This is a genomic window from Vibrio sp. B172a, assembly GCF_030248355.1.
Lineage (GTDB): Bacteria > Pseudomonadota > Gammaproteobacteria > Enterobacterales > Vibrionaceae > Vibrio > Vibrio owensii.
The window spans coordinates 466,888-485,135 of sequence record NZ_JAHGAC010000003.1 but is presented as its reverse complement, the minus strand read 5'-3'; the positions used below and the strand labels follow the sequence as shown (position 1 = coordinate 485,135).

Here is an 18,248-nt window from a genome sequence, read left to right as displayed (position 1 = left end):
GCTGCTCTTTAAGTCGTTATGGTTAATCTACCGCATTATGGTTTTGGTATTGCTGTGCGCCACTGTGTCCAGCTTTCTTCCGCTTGCGGGTATAAGTAGAAAGATTGACCGCGTTTCGCCGCTGGCGGGATTTTCGATTGCTCAGGAGTAGAGAAAGCGATACCGCCACGCACTAGGCTGTCAAAAGTTCCTGCCTTTATGTTTGCGCCACCAAGACCGATGGAAACATCGACGCCAGAGACATTCCAGAACACGCTGTTTTGACGAACTAAGTACGCATACTCTGGCTGAATCTCGATTTTCGTTACCACTCGATCCGCAAACTCACCCAGACTCACATCCGTCACAGTACCGACTTCCATTTGACGATATAGGATGGGGGTACCAACTTGAACCGAACCACGCTGTTCACTCTGTAGTGTGAAAGAAATACCTTGTTCAGCTTGCTGGCTTTTCGCTAATTCAAACTTGAACTTCGCTGCGCCATTACCCGGCTCAACGCTGATAGATTTCGATACCAAAGCGCCCAAATTCTTAACACCACCTAAGCCAATTTCTGGTTCTGTTAACCAGAAGTGTGACCCGGTAACGGCAATGTTGTCGACGTATTCAGGAAGGATACGAGCCGTAACCTCAACCATTTCTCGATGGAAGTTTGGAACAACCAAAGTAACTTCACCGACCTTAACACCTTGGTATTTGATAGGCGTTCCTTTCGCTACTTCTTGGCTTCCGTCGGTTTCAAGGGAAATCACACGGCCAAACTTACGTGCTTGGTTTTGGTCATTGTAAAGCTTCCAGCGCTGGCCAATTTTATTCTCAATTCCCGGAATGGAATCAAATGCGATACCACCTTTAATGAGAGTTTTAAGAGGGTGCGCCTTCACGCTAATGCCAGCGAGAGATGCGTCAATCTCGACACCTGAGCGGTTCCAGAACACGGTTTGATCCGTCAGAAGGTGCGCATAACGATTTTCAATTGTCGCTTTTACAATGACGCCACCATCGACCAAATTGAAATCGGAAATACTACCCACAGGCAAGTTACGGTAGAGCAGTGGGCTGCCTTTTGAAATTGGTGGCAATTCAGAAGCAAATAGAGTCAGCGTTTTTGACCCTGTTTGGTTGTACTGCGCAAGATCCGCCAAAGAGGCGCTTTGGAACAGCTGGTACTCTTTTTGGACTTTTTCTTGCCCTTGGCTCACAAAGCTAATTGAACCCGTCAGAAGCTGTTTTGCAGGCGGAACGGTAACGCTAAGTCCAGACTCAGTCAGTTCGGCAGAAGCACTGCCGGTGACATAAAAGCGGTTATTCGATTTGATCAGATGCTTGTATTCGTTGTCGATTAGGACATCCATGAATACTTCATGCTTCGCTGCTAGTGCTTTTGCTTCATCTAGCAAGCCAACTTTTATGATGGAGCCAACAACAATACCTTTGTAAAGCACGTTTGCACCACTGTCTAAACCGAAAGAGTTGTCTGAGACGAGGCGAATGGCAATCGACTTCTGCTGTTGTTGGTTGAACACATTTTTGCGAATGGCGGTAAAGCGTCTTGAACGTTCACCTTCTCCCGGCACGATCGTTAAAAAGTTACCGCGCACAAGGTTTGCAATGTTCTCTACACCTGATAACGAGACTTTTGCTTCTTCTAGAACAAAGCGGGTTCCTGACGTTAGCATATCGCTAAACGCAGGCTGAATGGCTGCAGAAGCCAGAATCACTTCTCGACCTTCAGAAAGTTTTAAATCGGTGATTTGGCCAACTTCTAGACCGCGATACATAATAGGTGCACCTTCGCCACTGATTTTATTATCATCAGGAAGGGCGATTTTAATTAGGATACCTCGGCCTGCTGTTTTCAGATCTTTGTATAAACGGAATTCGGTGTTCTCTTTGACTGGCTCACCGTCGTCTGGCGAATCTACCGCAATCGCGCCGCCAAGTAGGGCACTCATGCTTTCAAGCTGAACATCAACACCGTCGAAACCGATACTCGCACCGATACCACTCACGTTCCAGAAACGGCTGCGGCTGTTAATGATGTGCTGGTACTGCTCTTGAATGTTTGCTTGGATAGTGATGGATTTCGCGTCTTCATTTAGCTGATAGCTGAACACTTCACCGATCGGGATCTTTTTGTAGACAATTTGAGAACCAATAGAAACGCCACCCAAGTCTCGGCTCTTCAATTTAATGTTCAAGCCTTGTGTCACGCGCAAATCTGTTGGTGCAGATTCAAGGGCATGGAAGGTAGTTTCGAACTTCTCGCCATCACCCGGCTGAATAGAGATGTAGTTACCAGAAACAAGAGCATCAAGACCAGACACGCCAGTTAAACTCGCTGTCGGTTTGACCAACCAAAAACGTGTTTTGTCGTTCAGTAATTTAGCGGCTTCTGGATAGATGTCTGCATCAACATAAATGCTGCCCAAGTCTTCAGACAAGTTGATATCTCGCACCATACCGACTTCTAAACCCTGATAGCGAATGGTGGTTCGCCCAGCGACTAAACCAGCCGCATCGGAGAAGTAGATTTGTACGCGTTGCCCGGCGTCATGAATCGATTTCACCACGAGCCAACCGGCTAACACCATGGTCAAAATCGGCAACAGCCAAAGTGGAGAGATACCTTTACTCCTCTTTACCTCTGGCACATATGACGTTTGAGAACTGTTCTGATCACTCATTAATTGACTCTTTTTCTGATTGTGTTGGGGCTTGGTCCCAAATAAGCCTTGGGTCAATGCTCTCCGCCGCGAGCATTGTAAGTACGACAACAACACCAAACGCAACAGCGCCATAACCCGGTGTGAAGTCGAGAATTTGTCCACGATCGACCAATGTCATCATGATAGAAATAACAAATAAATCCATCACAGACCATTTACCGACCCATTTTACTGCAAAGTAAACCATCATTCGTTGTCTTCTGAACACCGAACGTTTGAATTTGATACATAACAAGATGTAGGCAAGGCCAAGAATCTTAGCGACAGGCACGACGATACTCGCCACAAAAATGATGATAGCAATGCCGTACATACCGTTGTTCACCAATCCTGCAACGCCAGAGAATATCGTGTCTTCCAGACGTTTACCGTTTGTCAGCAGAATGGAGATAGGAATTAAGTTAGCAGGGAAGATGGCAATCGTTGCAGCGATTAAATAAGCCCACGTCTTCTGAATCGAATTTGGTTTGCGATGATACAGTTCGTGATGGCAACGACGACAACGTGAGCCTTCTGGTTGTGAAAGGTGACACTCATGACAATGAACATCTTTATGCTCGAAGTCGAAACTGAGCTCTGATTCCCAAGACTCCCAGTAGCGACGGACGCTAATACGAGATATCAACAAAACAGTGAAGATTTGCAGTAGGACGAGACCAATGAGCCCCGGTCCGACAAAAATATCTGAGTAATCTTGCAGCTTGAAACAGGAGATAGCGATACTGACAAGGAAAACGTCCAACATCACCCAGTGTTTGAGGTGTTGAATCAACCATAGCGAAACACGAAGCCCTTTAAACCAGCGCTTATGTAATGACCAATGCGCTGTCACTACAGAGCTACATACGATTAATGGGGCCAACGAGCTACAAAATAGAATAAGAATAGAAAGAAGAACGAACCCTTCTTGAAACAGTGTGATCATCCCTGATGGTAGTGTTGCAGGGATCATCACTCCAAACAGACGAATACTGATGAAGTTAAAAAAGTGCGAAGGAATAAAAAGCAGAATACAAGTGACAGCGATTGCTAGGTTGCCAGATAAACTCGGACTACCACCACGGTACAACTGTGTACCGCAACGAGGGCAGTGTGCATTTTTACCACTAGGCAGATCGACAATATCGACAGGCAATTCGCAACCTTGGCACAAGCGAATGCTACTCGGTTGCATGGCGTGTTTAGACAGAGAGATCACAACGACCTCTCTACATAGAATGGTTTAAGCGTGGGACTGAATGCCCCCATACAAGGTTTGATATAAGCCTTCTTGCTCAACGAGCTCACCATGGGTTCCTGTTTGCGTCACTCTTCCATCTTCAAGCACATAAATCAAATCGGCTTGTTTCACCGCAGATAAACGGTGGGCAACGATTAAAGTAGTTCGACCGCGTAAGAATTCAGTTAACGCCTTATGTAACGCCGCCTCTGTCGCGGTATCCAATGCAGACGTTGCTTCATCTAGGATAACAAATTGTGGGTTACTCAGCACCATGCGTGCGATCGCTAAACGCTGACGTTGGCCGCCTGACAAGCGGATACCATTACGTCCAATCTGTGTATCCAAACCGTGGCTAAGTTGAGAAATGACGTCTTGCAGCTGCGCCACTTCTAGGGCACGCCACAGTGACATTTCATCGAAGTCGCCACCAAGGGTGAGATTATGCCTCAAGGTGTCATTAAATAGTATAGGTTGTTGTAAAACCACGGCAATTTTGTCGCGTATCACTTCAAAACTAATGTCATCGGTCAGTTCATCATTAAAACGGATAGAACCTGCGTTTTGACGGTAAACACCAATTAACAGTTGAATCAACGTGGATTTACCACCGCCACTTGCACCGACTAGAGCCACCTTCTTACCGGCAGGAATGTGCAAAGATAGATCGTCCAACACTTTGTTTTCGTTGTTGTATGAAAAATCGACATGTTCAATTTTTACATCAACTTCTCGATTTTCTTTGAAAGGATTTACTTTCGAAACAGGTCTATGTTCTTCTTCCAATTCCAATAGGTCGTTAATACGCTTAAGCGCCGCTTTTGCACTGTACCAAGAGAATTGGATGCCCAAGAGTTCTTGTACCGGAGATAGCATAAACCACAGGTAACCAAACACAGCGAAAATTTGACCAATGGTGAGGTCACTGAACATCACCATTAGCATGGCAACGGCGCGGAATAGCTCAAAACCAATTAGAAAAAGAAGAAAAGAGACGCGGCCAGCAGCTTCTGATTGCCAAGCGTATTTGTCGGCGTCGATACGAACTTGGTCGGCACTGCCTTTGAGCTGCTGTAAGAATTCGCGTTCTTTGTTCGCTGCTCTCAATTGGTAAATGCCATCAAGCGTCTCAACCAGACGGTTTTGGAAAATCTCAAAAGAGTGGTTTTCCTTACGCTTAAGGTGTTTCACCATACTTCCCAATTTACGAGAGAAGTAGATAACAATAGGGTTAACCAGAAGGATAAATAGACCGAGTCGCCAATCGAGCCAAAGCAGGACAATGGCAGTACCAATCACGGTTAGAAAGCTAATAATGAATTTCGCTAACGTAGAACCAATAAATTTATCAATGGTCTCAATGTCGGTGATAAGGTGAGCGTTGATGCCGCCGCTGCCTTTGGTTTCGTACTGACGAATGCTAATACGACCAAGTTTGTCGATCATCTTGCTGCGCATTTCAAAGGTGATGGTCTTTGAAACCAGTGTGAATTGTCGACTTTGAAGAATGTTGAAAGCTTGGCTGCCTGCTCGCATGAGTACAACCAAAAAGAGAGTAAAGAAGATATAACCCGTGGGTGTATGCCACGCCTCAGGTAAAACCGCGTTCATCGCTGCAAGGCCAGATGCCGGTTTGTCCAATAAGACTTCATCCACCATCAGAGGCATAAGAAGAGGGATTGGAACACTAATCAAGGTCGCAAGTACGGCAATCAAGTTCGCTAGAATCAGCTTGGACTTGTGCTTTTTCACTTGTGTTATCAACCAAGAACGGCTAATAGTGTCGTTTTTCGGATTCATTGTAATTGAGAATAAGTCCTATTAAAAAGTAGGGCTGCATTGTAACGCCATACGATAAGAATGGAAGCCTAAATAAAAAGTAGGAAGTTAATATGAACATAGAACAATACCAAAGACTTACCAAGCAAGCTGTTGCGCTGATCGAATCAGAAAAAGACTACATTGCGAACTTAGCGAACATTAGTTCTCTACTATTTATGGAGCTAGACGATCTAAACTGGGCTGGCTTCTACCTTAAGAAGGGAGACGAACTGGTTCTTGGTCCTTTCCAAGGCAAGCCAGCATGTGTTCGCATTCCAATGGGGCGTGGTGTCTGTGGTACGGCTGCACAAACTAACAGCGTACAAAGAGTGTACGATGTACATGAGTTTGAAGGTCACATTGCTTGTGATGCAGCGAGCAATTCAGAAATTGTGATTCCTTTTACTATCAATGGGGAAGTGGCTGGCGTGTTGGATATTGATAGTCCAAATATCGGCCGATTCAATGAAATTGACGAAGAAGGTCTCACTCATTTTATGGTTGAAGTAGAAAAGCTGCTTAATTCGCACGCTAACGACGCATAAATTCGCCCTCGAGTGTGGTTTTTCCTTGGCATGTCACTATAATACGAGAATATTTTTTCTTAATGCTTCGCGGAAATCCGCTCAAACCAGGAACCCTCATGACTGAAAAGTTAAAAAACAGCAAAGAAGTTATCGCATACATTGCTGAATGTTTCCCTAAGTGCTTTACTTTAGAAGGTGAAGCAAAGCCTCTGAAAATTGGTATTTTTCAAGATCTTGCGGAACGTCTAAATGAAGACGAAAAAGTAAGCAAAACTCAGCTTCGTGCAGCGTTAAGACAGTACACTTCATCATGGCGTTACCTACACGGTGTAAAACCAGGTGCAGTACGTGTTGATCTAGATGGCAACCCATGTGGCGAGCTAGAAGAAGAACACGTAGAACACGCTAAAGCGACACTTGCTGAAAGCAAAGCGAAAGTTCAAGCTCGTCGTAAAGAACAAGCTCAGAAAGCTCGTGAAGAGGGTAAGGCGAAAGCGAAACCTGCGGCTAAAAAGCCTCAACAGCCTCGTCGTGCTAACAAACCAAAAGTACAAAAAGAAAGTAAGCCTGTAGAAACACGCGCGCTAAACGCTGACGAGATCACAATCGGCAACGCAGTAAACGTGAACATGGGCAAAGGAAACATGGCTGCGACCATTGTTGAAGTCAATAAGGAAGATGTACGTGTTCAACTTGCTAACGGCCTACAAATGGTTGTGAAAGCGGAGCACTTGCGCGCATAAGGGAGATACTCCTACGCATGAATTGCCGTTCAAAAGTGACACTGATTGCTGCTAGCTTCTGGCTAGCAGCATCAGCTCAGGCTCTAGAAGCCAAACTAAACAAAGATGATTTGCCGGTTCTTGCTCCTGAAGTTCAGCATGAAACAGCCAGCAAACGAGTGACTTCTCGATTTACCCGCTCTCATTATAAGCACTTCAATCTGAATGATGATTTCTCCAAAGCGATCTTTGAACGCTATGTAGAAATGCTTGATTACAATAGAAATATTTTTACTCAAGCCGATATCGATTCTTTCAAAGATTGGTCAATTAGCCTTGATGATCAGCTTAAAGCTGGCAACAACAAGATTGCATTTGATGTTTATAACCTTTCGATGCAGAAGCGTTTTGACCGTTTTGCCTACGCACTGACTCTACTCGATAAAGAAATCAAGTTTGATACTGACGAATCTATCGAACTGGATCGTTCTGAGGCCGCATGGCCTAAAAACGAAGCCGAGCTAAATGAGTTATGGCGCAAACGTGTTAAATACGATGCTCTAAACCTTAAAATGACTGGTAAAGAATGGCCAGAAATCAAAGAGGTTTTAGAGAAGCGTTACAACAACGCGATGAAACGCATTACGCAAACTCGCAACGAAGATGCTTTCCAACTTTACATGAATGCTTTCGCTCGTGAAGTTGATCCGCACACTAGCTACTTATCTCCTCGAAATGCAGAACAATTCCAATCAGAGATGAATTTGTCTCTTGAAGGTATTGGTGCCGTACTTCAAATGACCGATGACTACACAGTGATTCGATCTTTGGTTGCCGGCGGTCCTGCTTCTAAGAGCAAACAGTTGGGCGAGGGTGACCGCATCATCGGTGTTGGTCAAGATGGCGAAGAAGTTGTCGATGTCATTGGTTGGCGTCTTGATGACGTCGTTCAGTTAATCAAAGGCCCTAAGGGAACCAAAGTTAACCTACAAGTCTTGCCAGAAGGCAAAGATGCAAAGAGTTACGTTGTCACTATTGTTCGTGACAAAGTTCGCTTAGAAGACCGCGCGGTTAAATCTGAAATCATCGAAAAAGACGGTAAAAAGATTGGTGTTCTTGAAGTTCCAAGCTTCTACGTTGGTCTCTCGAAAGATACAGACAAACTGCTTGCTGAACTAAAAGCCAAGAACGTTGATGGCGTGATCGTTGATTTACGAAACAACGGTGGTGGTGCACTGACAGAAGCAACCGCTTTAACAGGTCTCTTTATTAAAGAGGGCCCGGTTGTTCAAGTTCGTGATAGCTACGGACGTATCAAGGTAAATGCAGATACCGATGGCCAAATAAGTTACGACGGCCCGCTAACTGTATTGATCAACCGTTACAGTGCTTCAGCGTCTGAGATCTTTGCGGCAGCAATGCAGGATTATAACCGTGCGATTATTCTTGGCGAAAACTCTTTCGGCAAGGGTACCGTTCAGCAACATCGTTCACTGAACCATATCTACGATCTTTTCGATAAAGAGCTTGGTTATGTTCAATACACGATTCAGAAGTTCTACCGCATTGATGGTGGTAGTACTCAGAACCGCGGTGTTGCACCAGACATCGCTTATCCAACGCCAGTTGAGCCAAGCGAAACAGGTGAAAGTGTTGAAGATAACGCGTTGCCTTGGGATAGCATTGATAAAGCAAAATATCAGACGTTCCCAAGTAACGACGCACTTGTGACTCAACTGACTGAACTTCACAACAAACGTATCGCAGATGAAATGGAATTCCGCTTCATCAAAGAAGATATTGAGAAGTACCGTAAAGAGAAAGACGATAACTTATTGTCTCTTAACGAGAAAGTTCGTGAAGATGAATCGGATAAAGCCGAGGCTCTACGTCTAGAGCGCATCAATGAACGTCAAGCTGCAATGGGTAAAGAACCATTCAAAACGCTTGATGATGTGCCAAAAGATTACGAAGCACCAGACGTTTATCTAGATGAATCCGTTGCTGTTATGGTCGATATGCTGAAAAGCTAATAATTCAGTCATAATGACTAACAATTCTGTGTATTAAGAGCGAGTCATAGCGACTCGCTCTTTTTTTTATGTGTATTTACCACTATGTTCAAACTGAATTCGGTGAATCCTACGCTTAATTTTCTCCAACAAATTACGTGATGTAGATCAAATATTTCGCTAAAACGAGATCTAGCACCTAAGCTAAAAGAAAACGATAAGGATACCGTTATGAAATGGTTCATTATTTTACTTAGCTTTTGCTGCTTTAGTGTTTCTAGTGCGGAAACCAACAAGGAAGACGAACTCAGTCACTTCGACACCCCGTTTTTGATCGGCGATTGGTACTTGATGAATCCCAACCCGGAAGAATCATCCGAGAATTTCCGTGCTATCAAATTGACCTTGGGTTCTGATTACACCTTTTCGATCGATATACAGAAAAAAGACTACTCAATAGACCATTGGGAAGGGATGTATAACGCCAATGAAGACACCATTGTTCTTGGTTTGAATACAGATGAACCGCAAATTTATGCATATCGAAACAATCACAACACACTAGATTTGAACGGTGTGACCTTCACAAAAGGACTATCAAATGCGCTTGCTGGCATTTGGTCCAGTTCACAAGTCGGTGGCGATGGTATGCTCGCCAATAACATCAATCAGATGGATTTGATTCTACAACCTGACTTTGTGTTTATGTTCCGTGTCGCGAACGATGAAGGTGAGGAGTCTGTCAAGCAGGGCGTGTTCTACACCGAGGGGGAACATTTGGTTCTTTTGTATGAAAACGGTGAACATGGTACGCGTTATGTACTCAATCAAAATGAGCTTACGATTAAGGATTCCAACGGTGATATGTACGCGGTTCTCAACCGAGTGACACCCTAAATGATTCATCATCATTATTTCACGCTAGGTTATTAATAGTGAAATGTTCTGATGTTGATTAAATGTTAAACAGAAAGCGGAGCTAAGCCACTAAAAGCTCCGTTTTTTTATATAAAGACTTGTATTCTGATACCACAACCCCTACAAATAGCTTATATCGTGATACCAGTAAGAGGTGTTTGAGCCTCTAGTCCTGGTATTTTTGTGGTTCTATATACAAGGATTTATGGACATGTCTCAAGCTCCCCAAGCGAAATATCGCAAAGATTACAAATCGCCATCTCATGCCATCACGGACATTGACTTGACGTTTGATCTTTATGACAACGACACGATCGTTACAGCAGTATCAAAAGTAGTTCAAAAGGGTGAATCAACCACATTGGAACTCGACGGTGAAGGGCTAGAGCTACGCTCCGTAAAAGTAAACGGTGAAGATTGGGCTCACCATGAAGTAAAAGAAGCCTCTTTAGTGCTTACCGATTTGCCTGCGGAATTTGATTTAGAAATCGTTACTAAGATTGACCCGGAAGCAAACACTGCACTTGAAGGTCTTTACAAATCAGGTGGTGCGTTCTGTACGCAGTGTGAAGCAGAAGGCTTCCGTCGTATTACTTACTACCTAGACCGTCCAGACGTTCTTGCGAAATACACAACAAAAGTGATCGCAGACAAAGCCGTGTATCCATACCTATTAAGCAATGGTAACCGCGTAGCTGAAGGTGAGGTAGAAAATGGTCGTCATTGGGTTCAATGGCAAGACCCACACCCAAAACCAGCTTACTTGTTCGCATTAGTAGCCGGTGATTTCGATGTACTACGTGATAAATACACAACCACATCAGGTCGTGAAGTAGACCTAGAAATCTTTGTCGACAAAGGCAACCTAGATCGTGCTGGTCATGCGATGACTTCACTTATCAACTCAATGAAGTGGGATGAAGACCGCTTTGGTCTTGAGTATGACCTAGATATTTACATGATCGTGGCTGTTGATTTCTTCAACATGGGCGCGATGGAAAACAAAGGTCTAAACATCTTCAACTCGAAGTTTGTCCTTGCGAATGAAAAAACCGCGACTGACCGTGAATACCTTGGTATTGAGGCGGTAATCGGTCACGAATACTTCCACAACTGGACGGGTAACCGCGTGACTTGTCGTGACTGGTTCCAACTGAGTTTGAAAGAAGGCCTAACGGTATTCCGCGATCAAGAGTTCTCATCTGATCTTGGTTCACGTGCAGTAAACCGCATCGACAACGTTCGCATTATCCGCGGTCCTCAATTCGCGGAAGATTCAAGCCCAATGTCACACCCAATTCGTCCGGATAAAGTTATTGAAATGAATAACTTCTACACGCTAACCGTGTACGAAAAGGGCAGCGAAGTGATCCGCATGTATCATACGCTACTTGGCGAAGAAGGTTTCCAAAAAGGTATGAAACTGTACTTCGAGCGTCATGATGGTACTGCAGCAACGTGTGAAGATTTCGTTTCTGCAATGGAAGACGCAACGGGCGTTGACCTTAAGCAATTCCGCTTATGGTACAGCCAGTCTGGTACGCCAACACTTCGTGTAAACAGTGAATACAATGCGGAAGCAAAAACTTACGCACTAACGGTTGAGCAATTTACTGAAGCAACGCACGACCAAGCAGAAAAACAAGCGCTACATATTCCATTCGATATTGAGCTATACGCGCAAAACGGTGACGTGATTCCACTGGTTATCAACGGTGAATCGGTACACAACGTTCTGGACGTGAAGCAAGACAAGCAGACTTTCGTATTCGAAAACGTCGCAGAACAGCCAGTGCCATCATTGCTTCGTGAGTTCTCTGCACCGGTTAAATTGGAATACGATTACAGCGATGATGAGCTGATCTTCTTGATGAAGCACGCAACGAACGATTTTGCGCGTTGGGATGCAAGCCAAATACTGCTAGCGAAGTACATTCGTCAAAACGTAACCAACGTTCAAGCAGGCGGTGAGGTTAAGCTATCAGAAGACTTAATCGATGCATTCCGTGGCGTGTTACTTGATGCGAATCTTGAGCCAGCGTTTATCGCGCAAGTTCTGTCTTTACCTTCAATTAACGAAATCACTGGTTGGTACAAGCAGATTGATATTGATGCGGTAGATACGGTACTGAATGACATTACAGTGTCACTTTCTAAAGAGCTAGAAGATGAACTGAGTGCCACCTACCACGCATTGAACCAAGCAGAGTACAGCATTGATCACGACGTTATTGGCAAACGAGCTTTGCGTAACCAATGTCTGCAGTTCCTAGCTCATACAGAGAAGGGTAACGAACTAGCTAAAGCGCAATACGAGTCATCAAACAACATGACTGATACGATTGCGGCAATGAGTGCAGCAAACAATGCGCAACTTGCATGTCGTGAAGCCCTAATGGCGGACTACAGTGACAAGTGGAAGCACGATGGTCTGGTTATGGACAAATGGTTTGTTCTTCAGGGCAGCAACCCAGTTGAAAACGCACTTGATAAAGTGAAAGAAACCATGAGCCACGAAGCATTTAGCTTGAAGAACCCGAACCGTACGCGTAGCTTGATTGGTTCTTTCTTAAACGCAAACCCAGTGCGCTTCCATGATAAATCAGGCTCTGGCTACCAGTTTGCTGGTGAGATCCTTCGTCAGTTGAACGATACCAACCCACAAGTGGCGTCTCGTATGATCGATCCTCTATTGAAGTTCCGTAAATACGATGAAGGTCGCCAAGCCTTTATCCGTGCAGAGCTTGAAAAGCTTAAAGCGATGGACAATTTAGCGAAAGACCTATTCGAAAAAGTGACTAAAGCACTAGACGAATAATCGACAAAAGAATAGGGTGGTCGTTATGATCACCCTAGTTTTTTGTTCTGACAATAATCCATTCTCATGAACCAGTATTACTTCTCTCTCAACATCTCTTATCAAACATTTCTTTCACACTACTCCGGTGCCGCAAGCTCGGTACAAGTCATAACTGACAATGGTTTGAGAGTGCAACTAGATGCATCAAAATTTAGACCATTTCTTAGTCAATTAGGCGTTAGAGGCCGCTTTAGACTCACAACTGACCAAAATAATAAGTTTCTAAAGTTAGAAACTCTGTGATGCCTGATATTCCTAGTGAGTTAAACAGGAATCTTAGTCACATAATCAAACATTTCACCTCTTACCACTGCGAATTTTTGTTAAACATTTGTAATTATGCTTTTACAATAAGTGCATGCATTACCTATGCTTAGTTTCGAGGCTAAAACCCGAAGTTAAGTCCCCCTACAAAACAACAATTCTAATGTGGAGTGTGAATATGACCGCGCGTGAAAATGTAGTGCCGGTTCTGCTTGAAAAGGTATACCAACTAATTCAAGACAAACTCGAGCTTTCTCACCAACCGCTTGTAACTAAACTTGCTCAACACTTATTTAGCAATATTGCTGATGATGACTTGATTCAGCGAAATGAATCCGACCTTTATGGTGCCGTTGTTAGCCTGTGGCATCATATCAATGAAAAGAAACCAGAAGATATTTCTGTCAGGGTGTTCAACCCGACTGTCAGCCGCCAAGGTTGGCAATCGACTCACACTATTGTTGAAATTGTTGTACCGGATAGCCCGTTTTTGGTGGATTCCATCAAGATGGCGCTAACGCGACTCGACCTTGTTTCTCACTTGATGCTCAACAACCCAACGCAACTAGAACGCGATAAGAAAGGGCAAGTGACAGACGTAAATGGTGAGGGCGGCGTTCTTCAATCTCTATTCCACATCGAAGTAGACCGTTTAACCAGTAAAGATGAAATGCAAGCGCTGAAAAATGAGTTGCTAACCATCTTATCAGACACACGCTTAGTCGTTGATGACTGGAAGCAAATGGTTGAAAAACTTAAGATCGTCACCAACGACCTTGAGAAGAATAAAGATCGTGTTTCAATGAAAACAGATCGTTTAGATGAAACGATCGAATACCTACGCTGGCTAGGGGATCATAACTTCACCTTCATGGGGTATAAGGAATATGATCTTGTTAGTGTCAATGGTGACACTGAACTCCAGCCGGTGAAAGAGAAAGGCCTTGGCATGTTTGCTGATGACAGTCGCGTTCGCAGCATCAAGCTTTCTGAACTGTCAGACTCTGCGCGTCTTGAAGCGAAAAAACCTTACGCGCTGATCATCACTAAGGGCAACCAAGCCTCTCGTATTCACCGTCCAGCGTACACTGACTACATTGGCGTTAAGAAATTCGATAAGAACGGCAAAGTGATTGGTGAGCACCGTTTCACCGGTCTTTACACTTCTGCGGTATACAACCAAGCGGTACAAAGTATTCCTCTGATCCGCGAGAAAGTGGATCGTATTCTAGAAGCGAGTGGCTACCGTAACGGTTCATACTCGTACAAAGCCCTGCACAACATCCTAGAAAACTATCCACGTGATGAACTGCTTCAAGCTCGTGAAGAAGAGCTATTAGAAGTGGGGATGGGCGTCGTACAAATGCAAGACCGTGACTTGTTACGTCTATTTGTTCGTAAAGACCCGTTTGGCCGATTTTTCAGCTGCATGGTTTATGTGACAAAAGATCGTTACAACACCGAGCTTCGCCGCCAAACACAACGTATTCTTAAGCAGTACTTTGGCTGTGAGCAAGAAGTTGAATTCACTACCTTCTTCTCAGAGAGCCCGCTGGCGAGAACCCATTACATTGTTCGTGTAGACAATAACAACATTGATGTAGACGTGAAAAAGATTGAGCAGAACTTAATGGAAGTATCAACTTCATGGGATGATCGCCTAAAAGAATCCATCATTGCTAACTTCGGTGAAAGCAAAGGACTTCCGCTTTCGAAAGAGTACATGAGCGCATTCCCACGTTCATATAAAGAAGACATGATGCCAGGTTCTGCAGTTGCAGACATCGAACGTCTTGAAGCACTAAGCGATGATAATAAACTCGGCATGTTGTTCTACCGTCCGCAAGAAGAGGCGGCAGAATCGAAAGCGGTGCGCTTAAAGCTATACCACCGCGACGAGCCAATTCACCTATCCGACGTGATGCCAATGTTGGAAAACCTAGGGTTACGTGTGATCGGCGAATCTCCATATGAGATCGAAACCAACAATGGCCAAACGTTCTGGATCCTTGATTTCTCAATGCTGCATAAGAGCGACAAGACCGTTGATCTTCGTGAAGCTCGCGATCGTTTCCAGCAAGCATTTGCTGCAATTTGGGCTGGTAATTTAGAGAGTGATGGCTTCAACCGCTTGTTGTTAGGCGCTTCACTATCTGGTCGTGAAATCTCAATTCTTCGTGCATACGCTCGCTATATGCGCCAAGTTGGCTTCCCATTCAGTCAACAATACATTGAAGATACCCTGAGCCATTACCCAGATTTGGCAACAGGTTTGGTGAATCTGTTTGCTAAGCGATTCGATCCAAAACACAAGGGCAGTGAAAAAGGTCAGAACGATCTTATCAAGAAAATAACCGAGCAATTGGATCGTGTTGAAAGCCTAGATGATGATCGTATTATCCGTCGCTACATGGAAATGATCACGGCAACGCTACGCACTAACTACTACCAGTTGGATGAAAATAAGCAGCCAAAACCTTGGTTATCATTGAAGATGAAACCAAGCGAAATCCCAGACATTCCTCAGCCAGTGCCAGCGTTTGAAATCTTCGTGTACGCACCGGATATCGAGGGTGTACACCTACGTGGCGGTAAAGTCGCGCGTGGTGGTCTGCGTTGGTCGGACCGTCAAGAAGATTTCCGTACGGAGATTCTTGGCCTAGTTAAAGCACAGCAAGTTAAGAACACGGTTATTGTCCCTGTGGGTGCAAAAGGTGGCTTCGTATGTAAACGTCAGCCAACTCTAACTAACCGTGATGAAATCTTTGCTGAAGGTCAACGTTGTTACAAACGTTTTATTCGTGCGCTTCTTGATGTTTCCGATAACATCATCGAAGGCGAAGTCATTCCGCCGAAGAGTGTTGTGCGTCACGATGAAGACGACCCATACTTGGTTGTTGCAGCCGATAAAGGTACAGCGACGTTCTCTGATTTGGCGAACTCTGTATCGGATGAGTACAACTTCTGGCTAGGTGATGCGTTTGCATCAGGCGGGTCTAACGGTTACGACCACAAAGCAATGGGCATCACTGCGAAAGGTGGTTGGGAATCGGTGAAACGCCACTTCCGTGAAATGGGCATCAACTGTCAAACCACTGACTTCACGGCAATTGGTGTTGGTGATATGGCGGGTGACGTATTTGGTAACGGTATGCTGCTATCTAAGCACATTCGTCTACAAGCTGCGTTCAACCATATGCACATCTTCATTGATCCAAATCCAGATTCAGCCACCAGCTGGGAAGAGCGTAATCGCTTGTTCAATCTACCACGATCAAGCTGGGAAGATTACAATGCCGAGTTGATCTCACAGGGCGGTGGTATTTTCTCTCGACGCTCTAAATCGATCCAACTGACGCCTGAAATCCAAAAAATGTTGGGCACTAAGAAGGCGTCTCTTGCGCCAAACGATCTGATTAAGATGATCCTACAAATGGAAGTGGATCTGCTTTGGAATGGTGGTATCGGTACTTACGTTAAAGCTTCTAGCGAGACACACACTGATGTTGGCGACCGTGCAAACGACGTACTCCGCATCGATGGACGCGATTTAAAAGCGAAAGTCGTTGGTGAAGGCGGTAACTTGGGTATGACTCAGCTTGGTCGTATCGAGTACGCAACCACTGGTGGTCGTGTAAATACCGACTTTGTTGATAACGTTGGCGGCGTAGACTGCTCGGACAACGAAGTAAACATTAAGATCTTCTTGAACGGCCTTGTATCAAATGGCGATTTAACGGTTAAACAACGCAACCAGATTCTTGAATCGATGGAAGACGAAGTGGGTGAAATCGTATTGGACGATGCATACCGTCAATCTGAGTCGATTTCGGTGACCGAACAACAAGGTGTTGGCATCGTTAAAGAGCAAATCCGCTTTATTCACACTATGGAAAAAGCAGGGTACTTGGATCGTGCTCTTGAGTACATTCCAGACGATGAAACCTTGATTGAGCGAGAAAAACAAGGTCTTGGTCTGACACGTCCTGAACTTTCAGTGCTAGTGGCTTACGGTAAGATGGTTCTGAAAGAGCAATTGGTTGCTGACGAAATCGCAAATGACGAATTCCATGGAAAACAACTGGTTGCTTACTTCCCAAGTGAGTTACGCCGTAACTATAAAGATCAAATGGTCAACCACCCGCTGCGTGCTGAAATCATTGCAACAGCGCTGGCAAACCAAATGGTTAATGAAATGGGCTGTAACTTCGTGACTCGTCTTCAAGAAGAGACAGGCGCGAGTGTGGTTGATATTGCGAACGCTTACAGTGCGACGCGTGAAATCTTCGAACTGGAAGATATTCTTAAGCAAACCCGTGCACTTGATAACGTTGCAACAGCAGAAGCACAGTATGAGATCATGTTCTACGTACGTCGCGCATTGCGCCGTATCTCTCGTTGGTTACTTCGTAATCGCAGCGGTAAGAGCACAGTAACTGAGCTCGTTGCAGTATATAAAGACGATGTTCACACTATTACTGAAACTCTAGACACCATGCTAGTTGCATCAGAAGTGGAAGAGCATAACGAACTTGCCCAGAAATGGATTGAGCGTGGAGTAGAAGAGAAACTGGCGCACCACGTAGCTCGTCTCTCTAGCTTACAATCAGCACTGGATATATCTTCAGTAGCGAGCGAAACGGGTAAAACGGTTGAACAAGCCTCTAAGCTTTACTTCAATCTTGGAGACCGTCTATCACTTCATTGGTTCTTGAAACAGATCAATAGCCAAGCAGTCGATAACAACTGGCAAGCTTTAGCTCGTGCGGCATTCCGTGAGGATCTTGATTGGCAACAACGTCAACTGACTGCTCAAGTTCTAACTTGTGGTTGCTCAACAGAAGATCTAGACGTGATGCAAGCACTCGAAGATTGGATGACAACAAATGAACTGTCATTGCATCGTTGGGAGAGTATCTTGAATGAATTCAAAGTTGGTTCCGTCCATGAATTCGCTAAGTTCTCTGTAGCACTTCGAGAATTGGTTCTACTTAACCTGAACTGTTCTTCGAACGAATAGGGTAAGTGACTTTGACAAAGGCCTCGCAACAGCGGGGCTTTTTTATGTTTAAGCCATTTAAACTCACCAAAATTAGTGACATTGTAACGCAGATTTTAAGTTATCATGACGTGAAATCGTTTGCTTTTAATGAAAAAGCTAACAATTTTATAT

10 protein-coding genes are annotated in these 18,248 nt (G+C 44.5%); 7 read left to right on the top strand and 3 right to left on the bottom strand.

Going from position 1 to position 18,248, the window contains the following annotated elements; translation table 11 throughout:
* Nucleotides 1-35: 35 nt before the first annotated feature.
* From KIT90_RS05775 to KIT90_RS05765, 3 genes are read right to left on the bottom strand one after another with little or no spacing between them, the layout of a single operon-like run.
* Nucleotides 36-2,690 carry an MlaD family protein gene (locus KIT90_RS05775; RefSeq protein ID WP_009706133.1) on the bottom strand — a complete coding sequence of 885 codons (2,655 nt, stop codon included), beginning with the start codon at nucleotides 2,688-2,690 and terminating at the stop codon, nucleotides 36-38.
* Nucleotides 2,683-3,930 (bottom strand): paraquat-inducible protein A, encoded by a 1,248-nt coding sequence (locus KIT90_RS05770; RefSeq protein WP_285375826.1) that lies wholly within the window; start codon nucleotides 3,928-3,930, stop codon nucleotides 2,683-2,685. Before KIT90_RS05770 ends, KIT90_RS05775 begins: the two co-directional genes overlap by 8 nt.
* 24 nt (nucleotides 3,931-3,954) lie before the next feature.
* Nucleotides 3,955-5,751 carry an ABC transporter ATP-binding protein gene (locus KIT90_RS05765; protein ID WP_039840874.1) on the bottom strand — a complete coding sequence of 599 codons (1,797 nt, stop codon included), beginning with the start codon at nucleotides 5,749-5,751 and terminating at the stop codon, nucleotides 3,955-3,957.
* Between the two features lie 92 nt (nucleotides 5,752-5,843).
* On the opposite strand from KIT90_RS05765, the gene KIT90_RS05760 reads away from it, so the two are divergent.
* From KIT90_RS05760 to KIT90_RS05730, 7 genes are all read left to right on the top strand, one after another.
* Complete coding sequence (locus KIT90_RS05760; RefSeq protein WP_009706131.1) at nucleotides 5,844-6,317, top strand: GAF domain-containing protein; 474 nt, start codon at nucleotides 5,844-5,846, stop codon at nucleotides 6,315-6,317.
* Between the two features lie 98 nt (nucleotides 6,318-6,415).
* A complete protein-coding gene (gene proQ / locus KIT90_RS05755) occupies nucleotides 6,416-7,042 on the top strand; it encodes an RNA chaperone ProQ (RefSeq protein WP_020197434.1) in 627 nt (208 codons plus the stop codon).
* A 17-nt stretch (nucleotides 7,043-7,059) separates the two neighbouring features.
* Nucleotides 7,060-9,054, top strand: coding sequence for a carboxy terminal-processing peptidase (gene prc / locus KIT90_RS05750; protein ID WP_005440088.1), 1,995 nt, complete (start codon nucleotides 7,060-7,062; stop codon nucleotides 9,052-9,054).
* 210 nt (nucleotides 9,055-9,264) lie between these two features.
* The gene (locus KIT90_RS05745; protein ID WP_009706130.1) at nucleotides 9,265-9,930 is read left to right on the top strand and encodes a hypothetical protein; all 666 of its coding nucleotides are present in this window, start codon (nucleotides 9,265-9,267) and stop codon (nucleotides 9,928-9,930) included.
* 232 nt (nucleotides 9,931-10,162) lie between these two features.
* Nucleotides 10,163-12,769 carry an aminopeptidase N gene (gene pepN, locus KIT90_RS05740; RefSeq protein WP_285375821.1) on the top strand — a complete coding sequence of 869 codons (2,607 nt, stop codon included), beginning with the start codon at nucleotides 10,163-10,165 and terminating at the stop codon, nucleotides 12,767-12,769.
* A 66-nt stretch (nucleotides 12,770-12,835) separates the two neighbouring features.
* On the top strand, nucleotides 12,836-13,054 hold the full coding sequence (locus tag KIT90_RS05735; protein ID WP_078607003.1) for a DUF2835 domain-containing protein: 219 nt from the start codon (nucleotides 12,836-12,838) through the stop codon (nucleotides 13,052-13,054).
* A gap of 199 nt (nucleotides 13,055-13,253) precedes the next feature.
* Nucleotides 13,254-18,095 (top strand): NAD-glutamate dehydrogenase, encoded by a 4,842-nt coding sequence (locus KIT90_RS05730; protein ID WP_041055887.1) that lies wholly within the window; start codon nucleotides 13,254-13,256, stop codon nucleotides 18,093-18,095.
* Nucleotides 18,096-18,248 lie beyond the last annotated feature (153 nt).

Excerpts from the sequence above, each read along its gene's own strand:
- proQ (WP_020197434.1), top strand. The coding sequence starts at position 6,416 with ATGACTGAAAAGTTAAAAAACAGCAAAGAAGTTATCGCATACATTGCT.
- KIT90_RS05760 (WP_009706131.1), top strand. The coding sequence starts at position 5,844 with ATGAACATAGAACAATACCAAAGACTTACCAAGCAAGCTGTTGCGCTG.
- KIT90_RS05730 (WP_041055887.1), top strand. The coding sequence starts at position 13,254 with ATGACCGCGCGTGAAAATGTAGTGCCGGTTCTGCTTGAAAAGGTATAC.
- KIT90_RS05735 (WP_078607003.1), top strand. The coding sequence starts at position 12,836 with ATGAACCAGTATTACTTCTCTCTCAACATCTCTTATCAAACATTTCTT.
- KIT90_RS05775 (WP_009706133.1), bottom strand. The coding sequence starts at position 2,690 with ATGAGTGATCAGAACAGTTCTCAAACGTCATATGTGCCAGAGGTAAAG.
- prc (WP_005440088.1), top strand. The coding sequence starts at position 7,060 with ATGAATTGCCGTTCAAAAGTGACACTGATTGCTGCTAGCTTCTGGCTA.
- KIT90_RS05765 (WP_039840874.1), bottom strand. The coding sequence starts at position 5,751 with ATGAATCCGAAAAACGACACTATTAGCCGTTCTTGGTTGATAACACAA.
- KIT90_RS05745 (WP_009706130.1), top strand. The coding sequence starts at position 9,265 with ATGAAATGGTTCATTATTTTACTTAGCTTTTGCTGCTTTAGTGTTTCT.
- pepN (WP_285375821.1), top strand. The coding sequence starts at position 10,163 with ATGTCTCAAGCTCCCCAAGCGAAATATCGCAAAGATTACAAATCGCCA.